Raw genomic sequence first — 21,318 nt, 5'->3', positions numbered from 1 at the left:
AGGGCGGTCCTCCGTGCTGGGAGGACCGCCCTGGGACTTCCGGAATCAGGCCGCGCGACGTGCGCGACGCGGGTCCGTGCCGGTCCTTCCTGAGCCGTCGCCGGTGTCCTCGGCACGGGACTCCAGTGGGCGGGTGTGGGCCGCGGCGGCTTTGCGTACGGCCTTGGATCGCCCGGGAATGGCCGGCGGGAGTGGTTGGGTGGTCACCGTGAACGGCTGGGTCTCCTCACCGCCCACGACCAGCCGCGCGGCAGCGTGGTACACGCCGAGGTGCGCGAGATCGTGGTCCGACACCCGCGGCGCGGTGTGGCGGGCCAGTTCGCGGGCATCTTCCGGGCTGGCGGTGAAGAACACCTTGCTGCGGGCGTTGGTGGAGATGCCCTCCTTGAGATCCTTGGGAAGCTGCCCCAAGTGCTGGTGCGCCAGAGTCATCGAGAGCCGATAGCCACGCGCCTCCGCCAGCATGTCTTCCATCGCATACGGCAAGTTCAAGAAATTCTGGGCTTCGTCGACATACAGTCCTGCGTCGCGGCGTTCGCGCTGGGCCAGTGCGGCACGAGCGGTGGTGGCCTGCCAGACCCGCGCCACAATCAGCGACCCGAGCAGCCGCGTGGTGTCCTCCCCGAGGCTCCCCTTTGGGATGCGCACCAGGCACAGCCCACCATCCAACGCTTCACCAAGATCCACTGTGGATGGTCCTGCGGTGACCGCCTTAACCACGAACGACCGCAACAAGAACGCGCGAAGCTTGTTCAGCAACGGTGCTGTGGCCTGGGCGCGAGCCGCGTCCGAGAGTTGGTCGTACCAGTCCCAGAACCCCCGCAGTGTCGAGTCGTCGGACACTCGGTCCCGGTGCCGCGCCCGGGTAGCGGGATCGGTGAGTAGCTGGGGCAGTTCGGCCAGCGTCGGGGTGTCCGAGCCGGCGCGCAGGGTCAGGCACCCTGCGCGGAGGATGTCCTCGGTGCGTGGCCCCCAGGCCGAGGCGAACACCCGGGAGAACACCGACACCAAGTTGTCGACCGCGGATTCCTTCGGCCCCTCCAGCGGGTTCAAGCACGGTGTCGGCCCGCGAGAATCGGCATCGAAGAGCACCACCTTGTCGGCGGCGTGCTCGGGAAGCCGCTGCAAGACGTCGGTGATCAGGTCCCCCTTGGGGTCGATGACCACCGCCCCGCGCCCGTACTCGGCGTCGGCAAGGATCATCCGCGCCAGCATCGTCGACTTCCCTGACCCAGTGGCGCCGAGGACATGCAGGTGGTGCCGCGCGTCGGAGACCTGCAGCCCCACCGGGCGGGCGTGGCCGGTATCGGACACCCCGACCGGGCGGATCAGCTCGCCTTCGGTGGGCGTATTCGGCGGGGGTGGCACCGCCCGCGCCCCGGCGCGGGCCAACCCGGGTAGTGCCTCGTCGGTGGGCAGGTGGGCCACGGCCGCAAGTTCCGGCACCGACAGCAGGTCACCCCGCCGCAGGCGCCGGCGAGCCAAGCTGCGCACGGGATTGCGCAACCGTCGACGGCGGTAGTGGTTGTGCTCCGTGAACCCGCTGAAGGCCGACGCGATGGCGTGGGCGCGGCCCCGCACCTGCTCACGCACCCGCGCGACCTGCTCGCCCGGAGTCTCGATCGGCACCGTCGTGGCCACCGCGTACCGGATCAGCGTTTCCCACTGCGCCCCGCGCTGTTTACCGACGATCGCGCGGTTCTGCGCCTGGAACTCCAGCGACGTCTGCGGGTCCAGCTTCGGCTGGCTGCTCGACGGTTTCGTGCCCGAGGGGCCTGGCGTGAGCAGGTCGAGCAGCCGGCCTGCCAGGTGGGTGGACCGCCCGGCGTTGAGATGGCGGGCGGCTCGCCGAGCCTGCTTAACCCGACCCCCGGTGACCGGACGGGTCAGGACCTGCACGCACGCGGTGTCGGACACGCCGAGCCCCACGGGAGCGCCCAGCAGGGCTCGGATGGGGTCGGCGTCGAAGTCGGTGCGGAGGGGCAATGCTTCCGACCGGGCCAAGCGCAGCGTGCCGCCGGTGACCAGGTGGCGACGCCCCTCGGCCGGGGCCTCGGGCACCGGCGGGTCGGCCTCGTCGGTGCGGGTGTGCGCTCCGGGCCAGGCGGCTTCGATGGCCCGTTCCACCATGCCCGGCGGCACCGCACCCGGCACCCACAGTCGGATCTGTACTCCGTCGTGACCGAAGACATATTCCCAGGTCAGATGGGGCTGCCCAGTGGTCAGGCGCTGCACCATCGGCCTGACGAGCCCGACCAGGTTCGACCACACCGCTTCGGCACCGTCGGCGTCGACTGTGGGAGGCGCCAGGATGGTGATCACCCGGGACCGCTCGTGCAGCGCATCCTGGCAGCGCAGGAACCACCACCGCCGCAGGAGCCCCAGTCCTGTCGCCACGAGCACGATCGCGGGGACCGCGATCAGCCCCCAGGTTTGCAGCCACGACCACACCTGGTCCAGCACAGCCTGAATCACGCCCCACGGATCGGTCAGCAACCTCCCCAGCGGACTGTCTATGACGGACGGACTTGCGAAATCCATGCGAGGAAATCTCCTTACTGTCAGGAGAGAAGGCGTCGTACTCAGTGCGATCACGCGGCGCGTTCGTCGGACTCTGGAACAATGCGACCGCGAGCCGACGGGGCACTGGTGATCGAACGAACGACCGCGTCTCCGCGAGTGCGGCGGTGCGCGTCGACTTCGGCCTGCCACTCCGAAAACCGACGCCCGGCCAGCTTCTTCAAGAAGTGCGGGATGTTGTTCGCGGGAACGCCGACCAGGTGAGGGCCGAGCACCGCGAGCAGGTCCGAGGCTTCCTGGGACGACCAGCCCGCCTCGGCGATGGCGTCTTCGTCCGGGAAGACATCGGCCACTCGATCCACCGCGGGGTCCAGCAGCGCGTCCTGCGTCCCGCCGTAGCTGTAGACCCACAGGAAGTTCTCTGGAGGGTCCGGTTCCACCACGGTCTTGAACCGCCGAACTTCCTTGGTGTAGGCGTAGAAATTGGTGTCCGGACGCGCCCGCATGATCCGCAGCCAGGACTCCAGGTAGGGCGAGCTGAAGAAATCACCTGAGTCGTGGATTCTGACCCAGCTACCGCGGAATTTCGGTGCGGCCAGCTCGGTGAGCATGGCCTGTTCCCATCCGGCCAGGTCATCGTGCACGAACCGCAGGTTCGACTCGTGCTTAGCCCGCACCGCGGGCCAGGTATACGTGCCGTGGCGGGCGTAGCAGACATGGCGGCAAATCCCTGCCGAGGGACAGGTGTTGTAGGTGCGGCCGTCGGACATCCTGCCTGCCCAGGCGGGCAGGGACCAGTTATGCACGCCGATGGCCCGCATTTCCCGGTTTTGAGTCAGCAGCCGACGCGGGCGCCCGGCAGAGGAAGTCTCTGACGGGCCGTGAGCAGATGAAGACATGCGTGTCCTCCGTGGAAATAGAGACAATTCAAGAAAGTGAAGAACGATCCACAGTGGATTGGCAGATGACGAAGGAGGGTTTGCGCTTACGCTGGATCGTCGTCGCAGCGAGGCTGGGTCGTGTCGTCGGACTGGAGTCCGTCGGAACGTCGGTGCTGGCGGCGCCGGCGGTAGCGATCGAGGCTGACGACCTTGGTGTGGGCGCCGTCGGCGTCGACGGTGACGAGCTGGGCGTACTCGACGCCGCGCCGGCACCGGACGTACCGCACGCATGTGTTGACCAGCGCGCGCACGCCGAAGACGACCACAGCGCCGATGAGGTACCCGGCGATCATGATCACCGCGCAGGCAACCCAGATCACGGCCATCAATCCGGCCGCCAGCGCGAAGACAGGGAGGAAGTCGTGGACGAGGATGTCCGGGAACGAACCGAAGGTGTCCTGGTCGCCTACCGTGGTGGCAAGCAGGAAAGGCACAGGGCATTCCTCCTTGTGTGCTTCAATCGTCGAGAAGAAGGTTTTGGGAACCGCTGAAGTCGGCGAATTCGCCTGCCTCGCCGGAGGATTCGGCCAGCGACGCCAGTTCGGCGGGATCAGTTGCGGGAAGTTCCCGAAGTTGGTGCTGCCGCGAGGTTGTGCGATGTCGCTGCAGGCCAGGCCAGGAGGGGATCACTCGATGGGGGCCGGTTTCTGGCAGATCGTCAGGATTGTCGACGGGTTGCCGATGTGTATGACACATGGTCGTCTCCGGTGATCTGAGGTGTTCATGGCTGTTGAACTGGCGGTGGTCCGCTCGCTGGGCGGGCCGCGGAAGCTGAGCACAGCTGAAGAGCTGGAGGATTTTGAGCAGGAGCTGGTGGATCAGTACTTGCTCGCGTCAGTCGGCGCCGGTTTCGGCGACAGCTCGGTCGGTCACGACCGTTCGGTGATCTTCGAGTTCATCCGGTTTTTGGGACGTCCGGTGTGGACCGCGCAACCGCATGATGCGGACCGGTTCCTGACCTATCAGCGCAAGGACCTCGGCAGAGCGCGGCTGACCGTGCAACACAAAGCGTGGGCGATCAGCCACTTTTTCGATTTCCTGCTCATGCGATACCAGGGCGACGTTCATGCCCTGACCGGGCATGTGGTCATCCAGCCGATCGATGAGTACAACCGGCCGGCCAAGGCCGACTACGGGGCCGCGCGGATTCCGCCATCGCAGGACGAGATCGAGGAGTTGTTCGGTAGCTGGCGTGACTCGCTCGCGATGGCGCGGAAGTTCAGGACCGCTGCGCGGGATTACCTGGCGGCTTCGTTGTGGCGCCGGGCGGGCTTGCGGATCCAGGAGACCTACATGCTCGACATCCGGGACTGGCGGCGGGATCTGGGCGAGTTCGGCAAACTGCACGTCCGGTTCGGCAAGGGCAGCCGCGGTCGTGGACCGAAGACCCGGCTGGTTCCCGCGATCAACGGTGTGGCGGAGTTGCTGGACTGGTGGCTGATCGACGTGCGTCACCAGTTCGACGACGACTGGGCCGATCCCGACGCCCCACTGCTGCCCAGTGAACGCCGCGATACGCATACCGGGGGCTGTAAACGGGTCTGTGATCAAGCGTTGCGGGATGGGCTTGCCTCGGCGACCGAACAGTGGCTGCCGAAGTGGGCTGGTGCGCTGACACCGCACGTGCTGCGGCACTTCTGCGCCTCGTCGCTGTATGTCCGCGGCATGGATCTCAAGGCACTCCAAGAGATTCTGGGTCACGAGTGGTTGTCGACCACGACCCGCTATGTCCATGTTCACGCGGATCACGTGGAACGGGCGTGGTCTGCGGCCAACGAGCGCGTGGCCGCCCGCCTGACCGTGGGGAAGGGATGAACCGATGCGGTGGAACTTGCGAATGAAAGCCGCTGAGGCCGGGATCTGGAAGTCGACGGAGATGCGACACCGTCTCGCCGAGGCCGGTTTGGAGATCAGCCACGGGAAAATGTCGAACCTGTGGGTCGGCGATCCCACCACGATCCGGCTCGACGACCTGGACGTGATCTGTGCCGTACTGGAGTGCACCCCGGCCGATCTGCTGCTGCCGGAGCCGGAGAAGGTCCAGGCACGCCGGCCGCGCCAGGCCGAGACCGGCACGGTCACCTCGTTCACACCACGGCTGGGCCGGCACCGATCGGTACCTCCGGCATGACCGGCCACCCGCGCCGGTGCCAGGTGTGCGGGCTGCGGCCACCGGCCATGCGAGAGATACCGTTCTGCTTCGCCTGCTGGCCCGGCGGTCCGGTCATTCCACCGCCATGCCGCAAGTGCGGTTCGACCGAGAACTACTACACCTCCGGGCTGTGCGCCCGCTGCCACTCGCACGCACCGGGCGAGAAATCGCCCCTGTGGCAGTATCCGGGCCTGCTCGCGCCGGGCAGCGTCGTGATCGCGTCGTGCCGGGATTGCCATGCGTGGGGCGCCACCCGCACCTACGGGTGGTTGTGCTCGGGATGCAAGTCCTGGCGCGAGACCCACAGCCGGTTCGCCGAGTGCCGCACCTGCGGGCACACCGCGCCTGTTGGCGAGGACGGATCGTGCCGGTTGTGCCGCAAAACGCGCAGCCTGCTCGCTCAGCAACTCGGCAAGCGTCCCCGCGACGTCAGCCTCGCCGAGGCCAACCACCGCGGGCAACAACTGTTCTTCGCCAGCATGTGGCACCGCGAAGGACACGGAAAACGACCGTATATCAAGAAAACACAGCCACCCGATCTGTCGCTGCTGACTCCGGTGACTCACGAGCAACTCACGCTGCTTGACCTTCCCCGGGATCTGAAAGCGGGGATGCAGCACGGATTCCCGCTCCCACCGGATACGGCGCGGGAATCCGCCTGGCATGCCTTCGTCCGTGACTACGCCGTCCAACACGGGTGGGCCCGCACTGTCACCGAACGCACCCAACGCGCGATTCGCATGCTGCTGGGCATGCAGGACACCTCCGGAGCCGCGATCAAGGCCAGCGACGTCCTGCCGCTGTCGGGGATCCGGCACCCGGTTCGGCCGGTGCTCGACGTCGTGGCCGCCGCCGGCATGCTCGCCGACGACCGCATCCCCGCGATCGAGCGGTGGTTTTCCCTCCACATCGCCGAACTGCCCGCAAACATGCGCCACGAGCTCACCGTGTGGTTCGACATCGCCCGCCACGGCAGCACCACCCCGCCACGATTCACGCCCCGCGCGGAGTCCACAGTGCAAAGCCAACTTGCCTTCGCGCTCCCAGCCATCCGCGCCTGGGCACCCACCCACTCCTCGCTGCGAGAAATCGGCCGCGACGACGTGCACTCCGCGCTGCCCGCCAGCGGCAGCCAGCGATCGACCACCATGCAGGGGCTGCGTTCGATCTTCCGCGTGCTCAAAGCCCGCAAACTGACCTTCATCAACCCCACCGCACGGATCAGAGTGACCGCCCCGACAACCCCGCTCCGCCGCAGATCGATCTGTCCGCCCTGACCGCCGCATTGCACTCGCCCGACCCGACCACCGCGACCCTCGCGGGCCTGCTGGCCTTCCACGCGATCCGCATCTACCAGCTGTGCACACTGCATCTCACCGACGCCCGTGACGGGCGCCTCTGGCTCGACGACCACGTCGTCCCGCTCGCCGAACCGGTACGACAACGCCTCAGCGCCTACCTGGACTACCGGCAACAACGCTGGCCGCACACCGCCAACCCGCACCTGTTCATCCACTACCGCAACGCCACCACCACCCGGCCGGTCACACCCTGGTGGATCAACAAGCGCCTCGGCATCTCGGCCCAGTCGATCCGCCAAGACCGGATCCTCGACGAAGCCCACGCCACCGGCGGCGACGTCCGCCAACTCTGCGACCTGTTCGGCCTGTCCATCGCCGGCGCCTACCGCTACACCACCACAGTCGACCACCCCGGCATCGCCCGATGGGCGTCCACAACGGACTGAACGTTCCGAGGTTCCCGAACTTCCGAGTACATATACGCTCACGGCAGATCCACCCACCCGGAGTTGTTCTCCGAACCCTCCGATTTTGCGAGGAACTCCGGATCTGTGGTGATCAAGTTGTGCTCGCCGTCGGAGGCGATGGCCTGCAGGGCGACCCGCTGAGTCCCCGTCGACAACAAGCCCTGTCCCGTACCGGCCGACAGCAGGAACTGCCGTTCACCTTCCGACAAGGCGAAGGTGCGGACGATGTCGTCGATGGCTTGGGGTGCCTGGCGCAGCAGGATCTGGGTGGCGGCGTTGGCGATGACGGTCTTGCCGAGATCCGTGCCGAGGACGTCGCCGACGTCCTGGGTCGCCACGGTGAGCCCGGCCCAGTGTTTGCGGGCGGATTTGGCCATGCGCCACAGGAATTCGGCTCCGGCCTGTTGCTGCATGAGCAGCCAGGCTTCGTCGACCACGCACAGCCTCGGCCGCCGGGTAGCTGGGTTGGACACCCGGCGCCACACCGCGTCCAGGGTCAGCAGGGTGCCCGCGGGTTTGAGTTCATCGGGCAGGCCCCGAAGCGAGAACACCAGCAGATGGCCTTCCGGCGGCGCCGTCGTAGGTCCGTCGAACAGCCCGCGGAAAGCACCGTCGGTGAAGGGCCGCAACCGGGCGGCTAGCTCGCCCGCAGTGTCGCCGCCAACGTGAGCAAGGACGGCGCGCAGGTCGGACAGCAGCGGTGCGGGCCGCGTCCAGGTCCGGGCAACGTCGGTGATCCCGGCCTGCTGGTAGGTCGTGGTGACCGCCTGGTCCAGCACAGCCCGCTCGTCCGCGGACAACGCCTGTCCGAACAGGACAGAGAGCAATGTATGAACGAACAGGCTGCGCCGGGTAACCGCATCGGCCGGCGCCGAGCGGCGCCCATCCGGACGAACATGGATCGGCAGATCCAGCGGGTTCAGGTGAATGCCCTCAGCACCCAGCGGGAAGTAGGTCCCGCCGACCGCGCCGGCCAGGCGAGCGTACTCGTCCTCGGGGTCGATGATGGCGATCTCCACGTCCCGGTACAGGCTGCGGAGCGCTTCGAGCTTGACCAGGTACGACTTGCCTGCCCCGGAGCGGCCGAGGATGACCGAGTTGTAGTTTTCGCAGGCGAACCGGTCCCAGTGCACCAGCCCCTGGGAGCCGAGGTTCCAGCCGTAGAGCACACCGGCCGCGGTCGACGCGGAGGTGACATCCGGCGGAGGCAGGTCCGGGCTGGTGAACGGGAACGCGGCCGACAGGGCTGCGGTGTCGAAGGTGCGGGTCATGCCGATCTGGTCCAGGCCCATCGGCAATGCCGTGATCCACCCCTGCAAGGACCGGTAGGTGGTGGGCTTGGCGTCCATGAGCAGGCTCGCGGTCAACGCGCGCAGCGCGCTGATCTCCTCGACGAGTTCCTGTTCCGAGGCCGCGTGCACCGTCAGGTACAGGCCGAGACGGAACAGGCGTCCTTCGCCGCGGGCGAGCCGGTCGGAGAGGTCGTAGGCGTCCTCGGTGGCCGCCTCGACCTCCGGGTCCTGCAGCCTTCCGTGGGCGGCGGAGTGCCGGCGGCCGGATTCGAGTTTGCCGAGCTGCTTGCGCAACCGGTCCGCAGCCACCCGCGGGTCGATCGGCTCGATGTGCAGCGACACGGCCAACCGGCCCGGATAGGTCAGAAGGGGCTGCAGCCATCCGGGGTGCACCTCGCGCGGATAACCGGTAACCGCGAACGAGGCGACCCAGTCCTGACCGATCTGCAGGTGCCGCGGATGCACCTCGATCGCGTCCGGCGCGAAGGCACTCGCCGCCGCGGGTTGCTGGCGACGCTTCTTGGTGGTGGTCACGAGAAGTCCTCCTCGGTGTCGAGGTCCCAGTCCGAGCCAATGGGGGTGGTGATGACCTCGCCGGCGCCGGCCATCTCCGCCGAGGGCGGCAGCGGGCTGTCCGGATTGGTGGCGGTGGACAGCACGGCGGTGGCCTGGGCGGCGTCCAGCGGGGTCACGCTGATGCCCGCGGGCGAGAGCAGTTCGGTGGCCTCGCTCATCCGCCGCAGCAGCCGGGAGGCCGCCGCCTTGCGTGCCCCGTCCGACGGCTGGTCGCTGCCGCCGCGTGAGCGGCCGAGGCGACGGCGCTGGGTCAGCGAGTCCTGGCCGGTGGTGCGCACCGGTTCGCGGACCACCAGCAGGATCTGCCGCCTCAGCAGGTCGGCCTGCTGGCCAAGCTGGGCCAGGTAGTCGGCGTGATCGAGCGCGGCGGACTCCAGCGCCGGGTGCGGCAACCCCGCGGCCCGCTCGCGTAGCTCCGCGATCTGGCCGGACAGGTCCAGCCGTTGGGCGCGGATGAGGATCTGCACGCTCGCGCCGAGGCTGTGCAAGTACCGACCGAAGGCCGCGGTCAGTGCTTCCTGCTCGGCCGGGGTGCGCAGCGCGAAGTTCACCGTCGAACACGCGGCCACCAGTGCCACGCCGTCGTCGCCGAGATCGACGATGCCGGCTTCGGCGACCCCGTGGGCGGGCAGGTCGAGCCCGCCCGCGGCGACGGATTCGTGCCCGTGGGCCACCCCGGACAGCCACTCCGGCACCTCGGCCGACTGCTGGCCGGACACGACCCGGCGCCGCGGCTGCAGACGCTGCCGCAGCGCGGCCAGCAGCAGCCGATCCAGTGTCACGCCGTCGCGGCGCACCACGACCAGCACGGACACCGCGACCCCGATCGGGACCGCGACGGCGACGTAGGCGATCACCGGGATCACGGCGCGGGTGGCCTGCCAGCCGCCGTAAAGCAGCAGGCCGGTCACCGCCATCACCGCCACCTGCCGGGCGGTAAAGCCGGCCAGAATCCGGTCCTCCCGATCCACATCGGCGGGAATCCGCACGCTCACCGCGGATCACCTCCTTTCCTTCCTGTGCTGGGCCGGGGCGGGTGGAGTTTCGGCAGGTTCAGCGGCAACTCCTGCTGACGCGGCCCCGGCCGCTGCGGCGGAGGCGGCGGTGCCTGGGGCTGACTGCGGGGTGGCTTCCGCGTGCGCTGCACGTTCAGCGGGAGCTGGTACTGCCCGTCCCGGCCCACCCGGGGCTTGTTCTCCGGCCACTCGCCATCGGCAGGCAGCTTCGTCTGTCGCCCCCGCGTTGCCGGCCGGGTCCGTTTCGGCGGCTCCAGGGATGGCGCGGGCCGCCGCACGCGCTGCACCTCGATCGGCAGCCGGTATTGCCCATCGCGGCCGACCCGCGGTTTGTTCTCCGGCCATTCCCCATCGAGCGGGAATTGCATCTGCCGCCCACGCGACCCCGTCGAGGACTTCCGCTCCGGGCGAGGCTCCGGAGCCGACTTCGGCTTGGATTGCCGCTGCACATTCAGCGGGAGCTGGTACTGCCCGTCCCGGCCGAGCCGCGGTTTGTTCTCCGGCCACTCGCCATCCAACGGAAACTCCAACTGCTTGCCCTGCCCAGCGGAGTACGAACGTGAGGACGGTTGCGGCGTCGGTCGCTGCCCGGTCGGTTTCCGCACTCTCTTGACGTTCAGCGGCAACATGTACTGCCCGTTGGAGGTCGCCCGCGTTGTGGCATACGGGTCCGGCGACTCGGGCGATTTCTGACCGCCACGGGAACGAGTGCTCTTTCCGCCGCCGCCACCTCCCAGCCCTCCGAGGAGACCGAAGGTCTTGTAGGCGATGAACCCTCGGACGAGACTGCCGACCAGAGAACGGCCTCCGCCGCCACGCAGAGACCCGAGAATCCAGAACGGAATCTTGATGAGGACATAGCACAAGGCGAGTGCGACCAGAAACTGAATCACAGCGCTTCCCCCTTGTTATTAGTTGAACAGCGTGATGCCGCCGGGCCAAAAGAAGAGCTTGATCGCCGCAACCAAGGCAAGCGATTGGCCAACTTGAATGGCCATCACCCCGGCGAATGCTTTCCACCACCAAAACGCGATACCTTCGGTGTGTGGAAGCGCGTGACACATCAGCAAGATCGGAGCGCCCGCGAGCAAAATGATGGTCAGAGTGACGCGGACGATGTAGGTCAGCAGAACCGCGACGAGCATGACGATGAGAGCGAGCGCGATGAAGATGACGAACAGTCCGCCTCCGTCGAGATCATGCATCAAGGTGTCGCGCATGGCGCGCCCCGCAGTTTCCGGGCTCAACCCATCGCCCAGGATTGCTCGCGAGAGCGCGTTACCGATTTCGATCACCTTGCCGCCGAAAAACAGCGACAGGTTGGACGCGAGGAACCCGACAATCACCCGGGGAAGGATTTCCTTGATGGAATGCCGGGTCTGCAGTGTTTCGTGGGCCATGACGATGATGCCGGCGACCAGGATGAGCGTCGCGTAGACCGCGATGACGATCTGCTGCGAGCTGCCCCATATCTGCCCCATGACCGGCAGTTGATCCAACTGAGGAGTCACCAGCAATGACTTCGCAAGCAGGTCCAACACGCTGTTCAAACCGGGCGTGACCAGATCGCGAAAGAACGACTCGATCGCATCCGACACGCAGGCTGGAATATCGGTGATCCCGCACGACGACTCCTGGGCCGGAGCTTGATGGGGGTTCGATTGATTTCCGGGCGGCTGGTTATCCGGAGGCACCGGCACGGGTTGGGGAATGCAGCCTGGCCCCTGGCACGGCGGTTGAGCGGGCGCGGGAACGGGCGCGGACGGAGCAGGTGGCGGCGGGGCAGGCTGGGCGCTGGCGGCACCGGTGAAAACCAGCCCCGCCGCCACAACGAGCACGAGCAGGGCGGCCACCGCGGTACACACGCGGCCCAGGCGGTGGCCCGCCGGTGAGGTGGAGTACGCGGTGGCCGGCATGGGATCAGGCCCCCACAATTCCGCGCAGGATCTCCACGACCAGCGGAGCCAGCGCCGCCAGGGCGTAGCCGAACCCCGCGGACTTGAAAGACTGCTTGGCCTTCTCGACCTCGCCTGGGTCACCGTTGGCCAGCACGTAGCGGACGCCGCCGATGGTCAAGAAGACCGTGGCCAGCAGGGCGAGCAGACCCATGATCCAGTTGCGGATGTTGCCCAGGACTTCGTCGATCGTGCGGGCCAGCGCGAGGACGTGGGTGGTCTCGGCGACCGCGGGCATCGAGATCGCCAGGAGGCCGACGGCGGCCAGCCCGGCGATCATCAGCAGCCGGAGACCACCGCGCCGGGAGAGGTATGGGGTGAACGAGGAGCGCATCAGAGAGACCTCCAGAGAGCGCGTGCGAGGCAGCGGGAGCGCGAAGCGGGTAGGGCTCACCCGCGTCCCTGAAGTCCGGAATTCGGGGCCTGATCGGTCGCTGGGCCACCGACTTTTTTCGCTACGTTCTGTGACTGGACTGAGTCCTCGGTCTGCTCGTCGGGGGGCAGTCGTGCCGCGGCGTCGCCGGTCGGATCACTGTCGCCAGGGCTCGCTTCGGACTCGATAAGCCAGGCGACGAGTCGGTTCTCGGCCCGGCGGCGGATGCTGCGCAGTCCCTCGTAGGTCAGTCCGGGGTGGTGCGGCCAGTCGGCCAGCTCGACGCCTTCCAGGCGGGTCGCGCCGATCAGCTCGGCCTCGGTCCGGGTCAGGACTTCGGCTTCGACCGCGCGGGCCAGGACGAGATCGGGATGGCCGGCTGGGGGTTTGGGTTCGCTGGAGTGGAACCCCGGCGGCTTCGGGGTCGGCCCGTCCATCCCGTCCAGCAGTGCCCGGTGCCCGGCGCGGTAGGCGGCCCACCGCAGCCGGATGGTGATCCGACCCTCGGTGAGATCCACGGTCTGCAGCGCGTCGAGGAACCCGCGCAGCACCTCGGCGTGGATGTCGCTGGGGTCGTCGGCGTAGCGCTCGGTCAGCCGGGCTGCCAGGGAGGTCAGCATCGGCAGCGCCAGGCCGACCGCGGTGATCGTCCAGGTGCCGCCCTCGACGCGGGCGCGGCTGATCACGTGGGTCCAGACCTGGTCCCACACCCGGCGGGGGCAGCCGTGGGCTAGCAGCAGGTCTCGGAGTTCGTCGACCGGGATGATCCGGTCGGGAAGGTGGTCGAACAGGCGGCCGTCCACAGCCACCGGGTGGTCCCCTGCGGTCAGCCACCCGAAGGCTTCACGGGCGGCATCCAGCGGGTTGCCCGGCCACTCTTCGTGCTCGCAGTGGGTAGGGAGAGCCATTGCTCGGCTCCTCTCAAACGGCGGTCAATGACGCCGCCGAGAGGGCCAGGCGAAAAACAGCGCAGCGCACGGTTCCGTACTAAGACGAAACTAAGATGATCTCCTTGTTCCGGAACAAGAAGATCATATTCAGATCAATTTCAAGACCACGATCTAGATGAACAGCAAGCCTGTGCGCTGCGGTGTTAGTCAGACGCTGTTCCGTTGCTGTCACCTCAACCAGACGAAGAGACGAAACAAGAGAAAGGATCTTGAGAAGTTTGCGGAGCGATCTTGAACACGGCCACCGCGGGGCCGTTGACGCCCCGCCAGCCGCCGCGACTGTCGATCTTCATCGGCTCATCACGAGATCGACAAACGTCTTGGGGGAACCGGAGACGCCAGTGACGCTGGGTGTCAGTTCCGGTTGAGGGATGGCGAGAAAAATCTTGGCCCGGCGGTGACCGATCGGGGCCGTTTTCGCGGACTTCAGGGGTGTCCTTGGCAAGACCGACCGATCACCGGAGCACGCGATGTCTGCCCTCCCGATCCCGGAGGTACCGCCTCCTGACACCCCCGATGGCCACGGGCCGAACCCCCGCGTCGGGTCGGTCCACGCACCCCGCCGCGAACCCACCGGCACACCGGTGCCGGCGACGGTGCGGCTGTGTCTCGTCGACCCCGCCGCGGACGAAGACGAGATCGTCACCGCCGCAGTCTCGATGATCACCACGACCTACACCGCGCCCAGCGACCGGATCATGCTCGCCGACGGCGAGGCCCCCGCGACGGGTTCGAGCCTGACGCGTCGGGACCGGCTCGTGGAGTCCGTCCTCCGACTCGGCCGCGGCGCGACCGCCACACCCGACCACCGCGCTCACGGCGATCATGAGTCCGCCACGGCGGGTGAGGGTCTGCCCGGTGCCCGGGGGTCCGGGTCCGGACTCGGACCGCGGCCCGGCGACCTAGCCGAGCCGGTCGCGAACCCGACCGACCAGCAACCGCTCGACCAGTCGTCCGGTCCGGGTTCCGACGACTTCGCGTTGATCATCGCGGGCTGGTCCGACCACCCCGCAGACCCCTTCGCGATGGCCGACTGGACACCGCTGCTCGCCCCTGCCGGCACCATCGTCGCGCTCACACACAGTAGCGATCAGCACAGGTCGCGGGCGGCCCATTCGGGGCAGTTGTCGCGGGCCGCAGCGTTGGCCGGATTGATCTTGACCGACCGAATGATCCTGGCCCACCAACCCCCGTCGCCCCCTCGGCCAACGACCCGGCGCAGCCTCCGAGCGATCGCCCTCGGCGGCCACCGCCGCATCCACACCACCGCCAGCGTCTTCCGCCGCTCGACCCCGTCCCCGGAGGTCCGCCATGTCTAATAAGACCCTCCTGCGCCCCGCCAGCGTCTGGGACACCGGCCACACCACCCCAGCCCGGCAGATCGCGGACCGGCACGTCGGAGCCACCCGCGCCGACACCGCCCTGACCCCGGACGTCGCACGGCAGGTCATCACCACCTACACCGCCCCTGGCGACACCGTCTGCGACCCCAACCCGGGACCGGGACTGGTCCTGGCCGAAGCCCTCCGGGCGGGCCGAGACCCGGTCGGCCTGCCCACCCAGCCCCGGTGGGAATCCGCCCTGGAAGCCAACCTCGACCTCGCCCGCCTCGCCGGCCCGGTCGGCACCGCGACCCTGCTCGACAGCGTCGACGACCCCCGCGCCGCCGAACTGCCCGGCGCCGTCGACCTCGTACTCACCGGCCTGCGGCACACCCCGGCCAGCGACCCCAGCCGGGTGCTCGTCGGGCTGTATGAGGACCTGGACGCCGTCGCCGACTGGGTCTGGCCCGGCGGGTACATCGTGATCACCTGCCGCCCCTGGCGCCGCCACGGAAGACTGCTCGACCTACCCGGCAAAGTCAGCGACGCCGCCGACGCGATCGGCCTCATCCCCGCCGACCACTGCATCGCTCTGACCGCACCCATTCGAGGAAACCGCGTACGCCCGAGAACCGTCAGCCGCGCCGGAGAACGCCCGGAAAGCACCGACATTCACGGCCATCCCACCGCGCTCCCGGCCCATATTGACGTGCTGGTTTTCCGCCTACCTACAACCACACGTCCTAAAGAAACTCCCGAGCGAGGTGTCGCGTGAACAGCCTCTACTACTGTGACGACACCATCGAATTGCGCCTCGGCGACGCCCTAGAGGTCATGAAATCCCGTCCCAGCACCTCGGTCGACTGTGTCGTCACCTCGCCACCTCACTGGGGACTACGCGATTACGGCACCGCAATCTGGATCGGCGGAAACCCGGGGTGCCAACACACCTTGGGAACAACACCCCATCAACGCCGAACCACCAAGAAACGCACTTCCTCGCGACTGCACTCCAGCGCGAACAAGCACTGCAGGAAATGCGGCGCCCTTGCGCACGATCAGCAATACGGACTTGAGTCGACGATCGATGACTACGTTGACCGCCTGCGAGAGGTGAGCGCGGAAGTCTGGCGCCTGCTGACCCCACGGGGAACGTACTGGCTCAATCTCCGAGACGGCTTCAGCTACCACAACAGCGGCACGGGAAGCACGCGCAAAATAACAACCGAAGAGGCACCTTCGGTCGTTCGCCACAAAAGTCTCATCGGAATTCCGTGGCGGGTCGCTCTCACTTTGCAACAAGACGGGTGGGTCATTCGCAACGCGATGGTCTGGCGCAAACCCAACGGCATACCGGACCCAGCCTCAGATCGATTTTCCTCACGCTACGAGATGGTTTTCCTCTTGGTGAAGCAGCCGGACTACTACTTCGACGCAGCCCGCGCGCTCGAACCGTTGTCGCAGAACCGTCCGGAGCATCGGAAGAATCATCGCGGGGGCTACAAGCCGCACACAGTCCGGTCCCCGTGGCGCCCACGGGAAACAGGGAAGAACGTCGGCGATGTCTGGTCGATCTCCACACGCCCGCTACCGGATGCGCATTGCGCTCCGTTTCCGATCGACCTTCCGCAACGGTGTATCGCGGTCGGCTGCCCTGAAGAAGGCAGCGTCCTCGACCCCTTCTCCGGAGCGGGAACCACCGGCCTCGCCGCCCGACAATGGGGCCGGTCTTTCCAGGGAATCGACCTGCGGGCGGACTACCACGACATCTTCCTGCGGCGACTTCGGGACCAGAGCAGGCGCATCGAGATCACCAACGAAACAAATCCAGGAGCCAACGTTGCGTAAGAACCAGTTCGGCGCCGCCAGCAACGCGGGCTTTCCTCCAGCACGACGGCGTGACCGAAACGCCGTGCAGCGATGCGTGACACGGCAGTCACGACTCGCTCCCGTTCGCCGGCGTTACGCTTCCCGCCGCGATGCCGCCCGGGCCTGGGGCGACCCGGCAGCCTCTGCATGTGCGACCAGCCAACGATCACACGAGGTGGGGACGAAATGAGTCGTGCTCCTCAGCCGAGCGACCACCAGTCCCGGCACGCCGCCTGGTCGACGAAAAATCAGCTCAACGTCGTCCTCCCAAGCCTGGCCGAAGGCGCCCGCGGCGGGGTTGAGGGGGCTGCCGCATGAGCACACACGATCCGCTCACCGATGCCGCTGCTGCGGATGCTGCCACGGTCTCGGCAGCAGCCGAACTTGCCTCGGCAGCTCGTGAACTGGCCGACGCCGTCCGCGCGCTGGCCGAACGCGCTCCGCACGACCCCGACGCGTTGCTCACCGCCGAACAGCTCGGAGACCTCCTGCGGCTTTCGCCGCGCACCTTGAAGGAGCAGGCCGCAGCCGGACTCATCCCGCACCGCAAGTTCGGCAAGCACTACCGCTTCAGCCGCGACGACGCCGCAGAAATCGTACGGCTCGCCAGGAAAACTCCCATGCCTCAACGGAGAGAGTTCCGGGCGGCCTGACCGGGCACCGTGCCCACACAAATGTCCGCCCCGGCACCAGCCGGGGCGGCTTCATAAAAGAGAGCAAGAGCAAGGAAGGAAGTGGTCATGGCCTACGGTCAACGACTGGGCGATGCCCAGGGTGATGGCTGGCGTGCCCGGTACAAGCGCCCCGACGGAACCTGGGGCAGCAAGTCCGGCTTCACCTCGGAAAAGGCAGCCGAGGACTGGGGCAACGAGCAGGAAGCCCTGATCCGGCGGCACATGTGGATCGACCCCCGCAAAGGCGACACCCCGTTTGAGGACTTCGCGTCGGAGCTGCTGGACTCCATCGGTCCCCGGCTGGAAGCGGCGACGCTGGCGAAGTACAAGTCCCATCTGAACAACCAGCTACTGCCGCAGTGGTCCGCGTGGCCGTTGATCGGAATCTTCAACAGTTACCTGGAGATCGAGAAGTGGGTCTCCGAGCTGCATGAGGACTACGCCGAGTCCACCGTGTCGTCGGTGTTCGCGACGTTCTCAACGTTCCTCAACATGGCCTTCCGTGCTCAGTACATCCCGGCCAACCCGTGCTCGGGTATCCGGGTGACCTCGGGCGAGTTCACACCGGACCGCCTCGTCGCCACCCCAGTGCAGGTGCTGCGTGCGGCCATGCGGCTGTACCACACGGCTGGTCCGGCGGGCTTCGCTCTCGCCGTGGTGGACGCCTACACCGGAGCGCGCTGGAGCGAGCTGGCCGGTCAGCTGCGGCACGAGTACAACCACGAGCGCCGGTCGATCCGGATTGAAGAACCATTGAAGGAGATCGGAGGAAAGCTGTTCAAAGGCGGCCAACGCATCAGTCCCGGTGGCGTCATCGCCGACGGCGGCCCGAGGCCCACGAAGCGGAAGACCTCACGACCGGGCAAGGGAAAGAAGAAGGGACGCACGAAAACCCCTGCCAGCACCCGGGACGTCCTGCTTCCCCCAAGCATCGCCGTGCTCTACGAAGCGCTGATGAACTCCCACTCCCACCCTTTCCTCTTCTGCACACCCGATGGAAACCTCCTGCGGAGGTCGAACTTCCGCCAGCGTCACTGGCGCCCGGCCTGGGACGGTATCGAGCCCGACGACCCACAGGCCGAGGATCACGTCCCGGCAATCCTGATGTGGTTCACCTTCCACGAAGGACGGCACACCCACAGCACGTGGCTAACCGAAGACGGGGTGTCCGAGGTGGCACGCCGCGCCCGACTCGGACAGAAGATGAAGGGCATCGCCCGGGTCTACGATCACGTGACCCCGGAGATGGAACAACAAGTGCTCGAAGTGCTGGAAGCCCGGTGGGCGGCCTCCGTAGCGGCGCTGACCGCCGCCGAGCGCGCCCAACTCATGATGTGGTTCCCGCGCCTGCGGGACACCCTTGAAACCAGCAATGGCGAGCCCGTTCAAGATCGCATCGCCATTTCATCGCCATCTGCGAGCTGACAACGAGCCCGCCCTGCAGAGGAGCAGAGCCGCTGACCTGCACAAAGATTTAGTGCGCGATACTGGGATTGAACCAGTGACCTCTACCGTGTCAAGGTAGCGCTCTCCCACTGAGCTAATCGCGCGAGGCGGAGGCGGGAATCGAACCCGCGTACAGGGCTTTGCAGGCCCTTGCCTAAGCCACTCGGCCACTCCGCCGCGTTGGGGCCTGTCTTGGGCCGTGATCCGTGCTGCCGAGCGCCGAGTGCCCGGAACCACCGGTACGGCCCGGAGGGTTTCCCAGAGCGGATGACGGGACTCGAACCCGCGACCCTCACCTTGGCAAGGTGATGCGCTACCAGCTGCGCTACATCCGCGTGCGCTGCGGTGAAAACTCCGTCCCGGCTGCCGGAGCCCATCGCCGCGTTGCACAGAGAACTTTAGACCACGCTCCGCGGAGCGATCAAAAGGGGGGTCGTCCACCCCGGACGAAGCCGCCGCCGAGCCGCTTCGCCCTGGTCAGAAAGCCGACTCGTCAGGACAGGTCGTGCGGGAGCAGCCGGGTCAAGGCGTCGTCGACGTTGACCCAGAGGTTCTCGTTGCCCGGCACGACGACGTCGTAGGTGCGGTCCAGGAAGTCCGCCAGCTCCTGCGCGGAAGCCTCGAACACGGCGTGCCCCGACGGGGAGCTGAGCTCGATCGTGACGACCTCGGGGTCGTCCACCGCAGGGCGGATACTCACGTCGCCCTCGCCTGCGTGCGCGATCAGCCCGTCGGCCAGCAGATCGCGGGCGAAGACCCACTCGACCCACCCGGCACGGCCGGTGCGGAACGCGGCGACCACGGCGTACGGATCGCGGGTGTCGTAACGCAGCTCCACCTGCACCGGCACGGCAGGCGTCTGCGGCGCCAGCAGGTCGAACACCGCTGTCGAACGGAGAGTCACGTGATCGTTTCGCATCGTCCTCGCCTTCCTAGCTCCCTCCCGGTCCGCTTATCGACCGAGCAACACAGTTGTGACGCCTCACCGGGGTACCGTGCTCGTCACCCGGCCATACATCACTCTTATGGGGCATACTGAACTTCGGAACGCGATCGGAAGGCTGCGCAGAGTGTTCACGTCGCTTCCCCCCGACCGTCATCGGCCCGCCACGCGCGCTCCGCATCCTGCATCGGACCACGGCTGCGACGGACCTCCCCCTGGCAACGCGGCAGCCAACATCGGAATTTCCCGACACCGACGTCGCAGGACGTAGTTCCAGGATAAGCGATGGGCAGGGCGCGACACGGGCTTCGCGCGCCGATGCTGAGACACTCGCCACGCGCATTCGCCGAGACGGACTAACCCCGCGATCCGCTCAACGCTCCGTGCGCGCCTGCGGACCACCCGGCCGGGGAGACCGGTGCCACAGTGTGACCAGGGTCGAAGTGCTCTGATCGCCGCGGTCGACGACTCGCGGCCGAAAGACGACCATGACTCCTGTCACATCCACCGCGACGTCACGCAACGGACGAACAGCGTTCACCGGGCTGGAGCAAGCGCGACCCGTACCCTGGCCCATACGGGTCGGCACCGGCTGCGTCGTTGCGCCCGGCGGGTTCGCCGACTATTCGCACCGCCACGAGACCGGCGGCGCCGATACGACCCAGCACCGACAGGCAGTGCCCGACACGACACTGGCAGGTGGATTCTGAGCAGGACGGCCGAGCCGGGACCGGACAAGATCGACATGAACTCCGGCGACGACGAACCGCCGAAGCCCCGGCGGCTGCACGGGTTGCGCACCAAGCTGCACGCCCGGCGCGAACGCATCCGGGCGAACCCGACGCTCAACCTGACCTACCGCATCGCACTCGGCGCGATCGGAACACTCGTGCTGGTCACCGGGATCCTGCTGATCCCGTACCCCGGCCCCGGCTGGCTCGTCGTGTTCGCCGGGCTCGGCATCCTCGCCACGGAATTCCACTGGGCGCACCGGGTCAACGTGTTCACCCAGCGCCAGTACCAGCGCTGGGTCCGCTGGCTCGGCAGGCAGCACTGGTGCACGAAACTCGCCGTCGCCGCCGTCACCGGGGCCATCGTGCTGGTGACGCTGTGGATGCTCGGGATGTTCTCGCTGGTCGGAAGCTGGTTCGGAGTGCGGTGGTCCTGGTTGGCCTCCCCCCTGTTCGGACCATGAGGACGGTGCTGTAAAGTTCTTCTTGTCGCCGGGAACGGTGACATCGGGCGATTAGCTCAGCGGGAGAGCGCTTCGTTCACACCGAAGAGGTCACTGGTTCGATCCCAGTATCGCCCACAGTTTGAATGTGGCCCCTGCCCGGTACGGGTAGGGGCCACATTCGTTTTGCGGGTGTGGCAATGAAAATCGCGATTCGTTGTGCAATGCCTGAAAAGTTTCTACCCGGCCCGGGACGCTCGGATCTGCCGTCGGAGTTCGGGTCGCCAGGGCACGGGTCGTCGCCGTCATCGCCAGATTCCGCGCCCGGTCGACGAGGGTCCGCGGGG

Annotated in this window: 20 protein-coding genes and 4 tRNA genes; 11 read left to right on the top strand and 13 right to left on the bottom strand. The window is 67.3% G+C overall.

The window, feature by feature from the left end:
• Window positions 1–45 precede the first annotated feature (45 nt).
• The 3 genes from INP57_RS17935 to INP57_RS17925 all read right to left on the bottom strand — a co-directional run bounded on the left by INP57_RS17935 (window position 46) and on the right by INP57_RS17925 (window position 3,895).
• Complete coding sequence (locus INP57_RS17935; protein ID WP_233627761.1) at window positions 46–2,541, bottom strand: type IV secretory system conjugative DNA transfer family protein; 2,496 nt, start codon at window positions 2,539–2,541, stop codon at window positions 46–48.
• A 50-nt stretch (window positions 2,542–2,591) separates the two neighbouring features.
• Window positions 2,592–3,419: a GP88 family protein gene (locus tag INP57_RS17930; RefSeq protein WP_255520891.1), complete on the bottom strand. Its 828-nt coding sequence runs from the start codon at window positions 3,417–3,419 to the stop codon at window positions 2,592–2,594.
• 86 nt (window positions 3,420–3,505) lie between these two features.
• Window positions 3,506–3,895 carry a hypothetical protein gene (locus INP57_RS17925; protein ID WP_200071378.1) on the bottom strand — a complete coding sequence of 130 codons (390 nt, stop codon included), beginning with the start codon at window positions 3,893–3,895 and terminating at the stop codon, window positions 3,506–3,508.
• A 289-nt stretch (window positions 3,896–4,184) separates the two neighbouring features.
• Between INP57_RS17925 and INP57_RS17920 the strand changes: the two genes are divergently transcribed.
• The 4 genes from INP57_RS17920 to INP57_RS17905 are packed head-to-tail and all read left to right on the top strand — an operon-like array spanning window position 4,185 to window position 7,360.
• Complete coding sequence (locus tag INP57_RS17920; RefSeq protein ID WP_200071377.1) at window positions 4,185–5,276, top strand: tyrosine-type recombinase/integrase; 1,092 nt, start codon at window positions 4,185–4,187, stop codon at window positions 5,274–5,276.
• A gap of 22 nt (window positions 5,277–5,298) precedes the next feature.
• Complete coding sequence (locus INP57_RS17915) at window positions 5,299–5,592, top strand: helix-turn-helix domain-containing protein (protein ID WP_307850143.1); 294 nt, start codon at window positions 5,299–5,301, stop codon at window positions 5,590–5,592.
• Complete coding sequence (locus INP57_RS17910) at window positions 5,589–6,890, top strand: hypothetical protein (protein ID WP_200071376.1); 1,302 nt, start codon at window positions 5,589–5,591, stop codon at window positions 6,888–6,890. The genes INP57_RS17915 and INP57_RS17910 overlap by 4 nt, the downstream gene beginning before the upstream one ends.
• A gap of 8 nt (window positions 6,891–6,898) precedes the next feature.
• On the top strand, window positions 6,899–7,360 hold the full coding sequence (locus INP57_RS17905; RefSeq protein WP_200071375.1) for a hypothetical protein: 462 nt from the start codon (window positions 6,899–6,901) through the stop codon (window positions 7,358–7,360).
• A gap of 38 nt (window positions 7,361–7,398) precedes the next feature.
• Here INP57_RS17905 and INP57_RS17900 read toward each other — a convergent pair whose 3' ends face one another.
• Genes INP57_RS17900 through INP57_RS17875 form a run of 6 tightly spaced genes read right to left on the bottom strand, consistent with a single transcriptional unit; the run spans window position 7,399 to window position 13,501 of the window.
• Window positions 7,399–9,207, bottom strand: coding sequence for a VirB4 family type IV secretion system protein (locus tag INP57_RS17900; protein ID WP_200071374.1), 1,809 nt, complete (start codon window positions 9,205–9,207; stop codon window positions 7,399–7,401).
• Window positions 9,204–10,244 (bottom strand): PrgI family protein, encoded by a 1,041-nt coding sequence (locus tag INP57_RS17895; RefSeq protein ID WP_200071373.1) that lies wholly within the window; start codon window positions 10,242–10,244, stop codon window positions 9,204–9,206. The genes INP57_RS17900 and INP57_RS17895 overlap by 4 nt, the downstream gene beginning before the upstream one ends.
• Window positions 10,241–11,158: a hypothetical protein gene (locus INP57_RS17890; RefSeq protein WP_200071372.1), complete on the bottom strand. Its 918-nt coding sequence runs from the start codon at window positions 11,156–11,158 to the stop codon at window positions 10,241–10,243. The genes INP57_RS17895 and INP57_RS17890 overlap by 4 nt, the downstream gene beginning before the upstream one ends.
• 18 nt (window positions 11,159–11,176) lie before the next feature.
• Window positions 11,177–12,181, bottom strand: a complete 1,005-nt coding sequence (locus tag INP57_RS17885; protein ID WP_233627760.1) for a TrbL/VirB6 family protein — start codon at window positions 12,179–12,181, stop codon at window positions 11,177–11,179.
• A 4-nt stretch (window positions 12,182–12,185) separates the two neighbouring features.
• Complete coding sequence (locus INP57_RS17880) at window positions 12,186–12,554, bottom strand: pilin (RefSeq protein WP_233627759.1); 369 nt, start codon at window positions 12,552–12,554, stop codon at window positions 12,186–12,188.
• A gap of 56 nt (window positions 12,555–12,610) precedes the next feature.
• Window positions 12,611–13,501: a hypothetical protein gene (locus tag INP57_RS17875; protein WP_233627758.1), complete on the bottom strand. Its 891-nt coding sequence runs from the start codon at window positions 13,499–13,501 to the stop codon at window positions 12,611–12,613.
• Window positions 13,502–14,127: 626 nt separating this feature from the next.
• Between INP57_RS17875 and INP57_RS17870 the strand changes: the two genes are divergently transcribed.
• The 5 genes from INP57_RS17870 (at window position 14,128) to INP57_RS17850 (ending at window position 18,833) form a co-directional block, all read left to right on the top strand.
• Window positions 14,128–14,862 carry a hypothetical protein gene (locus INP57_RS17870; RefSeq protein WP_200071371.1) on the top strand — a complete coding sequence of 245 codons (735 nt, stop codon included), beginning with the start codon at window positions 14,128–14,130 and terminating at the stop codon, window positions 14,860–14,862.
• The gene (locus INP57_RS17865) at window positions 14,855–15,640 is read left to right on the top strand and encodes a TRM11 family methyltransferase (RefSeq protein WP_200071370.1); all 786 of its coding nucleotides are present in this window, start codon (window positions 14,855–14,857) and stop codon (window positions 15,638–15,640) included. The genes INP57_RS17870 and INP57_RS17865 overlap by 8 nt, the downstream gene beginning before the upstream one ends.
• Window positions 15,637–16,713 carry a DNA-methyltransferase gene (locus INP57_RS17860; protein WP_200071369.1) on the top strand — a complete coding sequence of 359 codons (1,077 nt, stop codon included), beginning with the start codon at window positions 15,637–15,639 and terminating at the stop codon, window positions 16,711–16,713. Before INP57_RS17865 ends, INP57_RS17860 begins: the two co-directional genes overlap by 4 nt.
• A gap of 335 nt (window positions 16,714–17,048) precedes the next feature.
• The gene (locus INP57_RS17855) at window positions 17,049–17,387 is read left to right on the top strand and encodes a helix-turn-helix domain-containing protein (RefSeq protein WP_200071368.1); all 339 of its coding nucleotides are present in this window, start codon (window positions 17,049–17,051) and stop codon (window positions 17,385–17,387) included.
• 87 nt (window positions 17,388–17,474) lie between these two features.
• Window positions 17,475–18,833, top strand: coding sequence for a tyrosine-type recombinase/integrase (locus INP57_RS17850; RefSeq protein ID WP_233627757.1), 1,359 nt, complete (start codon window positions 17,475–17,477; stop codon window positions 18,831–18,833).
• A gap of 53 nt (window positions 18,834–18,886) precedes the next feature.
• On the opposite strand, the gene INP57_RS17845 is transcribed toward INP57_RS17850, so the two are convergent.
• From INP57_RS17845 to INP57_RS17830, 4 genes are all read right to left on the bottom strand, one after another.
• Window positions 18,887–18,958: transfer RNA gene (locus tag INP57_RS17845), tRNA-Val, on the bottom strand.
• Between the two features lies 1 nt (window position 18,959).
• Window positions 18,960–19,031, bottom strand: a tRNA-Cys gene (locus tag INP57_RS17840).
• An 85-nt stretch (window positions 19,032–19,116) separates the two neighbouring features.
• A tRNA-Gly gene (locus INP57_RS17835) sits at window positions 19,117–19,189 on the bottom strand.
• Window positions 19,190–19,347: 158 nt separating this feature from the next.
• Complete coding sequence (locus tag INP57_RS17830; RefSeq protein WP_200071367.1) at window positions 19,348–19,773, bottom strand: SsgA family sporulation/cell division regulator; 426 nt, start codon at window positions 19,771–19,773, stop codon at window positions 19,348–19,350.
• Between the two features lie 769 nt (window positions 19,774–20,542).
• Here INP57_RS17830 and INP57_RS17825 point away from each other — a divergent pair.
• Both INP57_RS17825 and INP57_RS17820 read left to right on the top strand, forming a co-directional pair.
• Window positions 20,543–20,992, top strand: a complete 450-nt coding sequence (locus tag INP57_RS17825; RefSeq protein ID WP_200071366.1) for a TIGR02611 family protein — start codon at window positions 20,543–20,545, stop codon at window positions 20,990–20,992.
• 45 nt (window positions 20,993–21,037) lie between these two features.
• Window positions 21,038–21,109, top strand: a tRNA-Val gene (locus INP57_RS17820).
• The last annotated feature ends 209 nt before the right edge of the window (window positions 21,110–21,318 follow it).

The organism is Saccharopolyspora galaxeae, assembly GCF_016526145.1.
GTDB lineage: Bacteria > Actinomycetota > Actinomycetes > Mycobacteriales > Pseudonocardiaceae > Saccharopolyspora_C > Saccharopolyspora_C galaxeae.
This window is presented reverse-complemented; position numbering and strand designations above follow the sequence as displayed.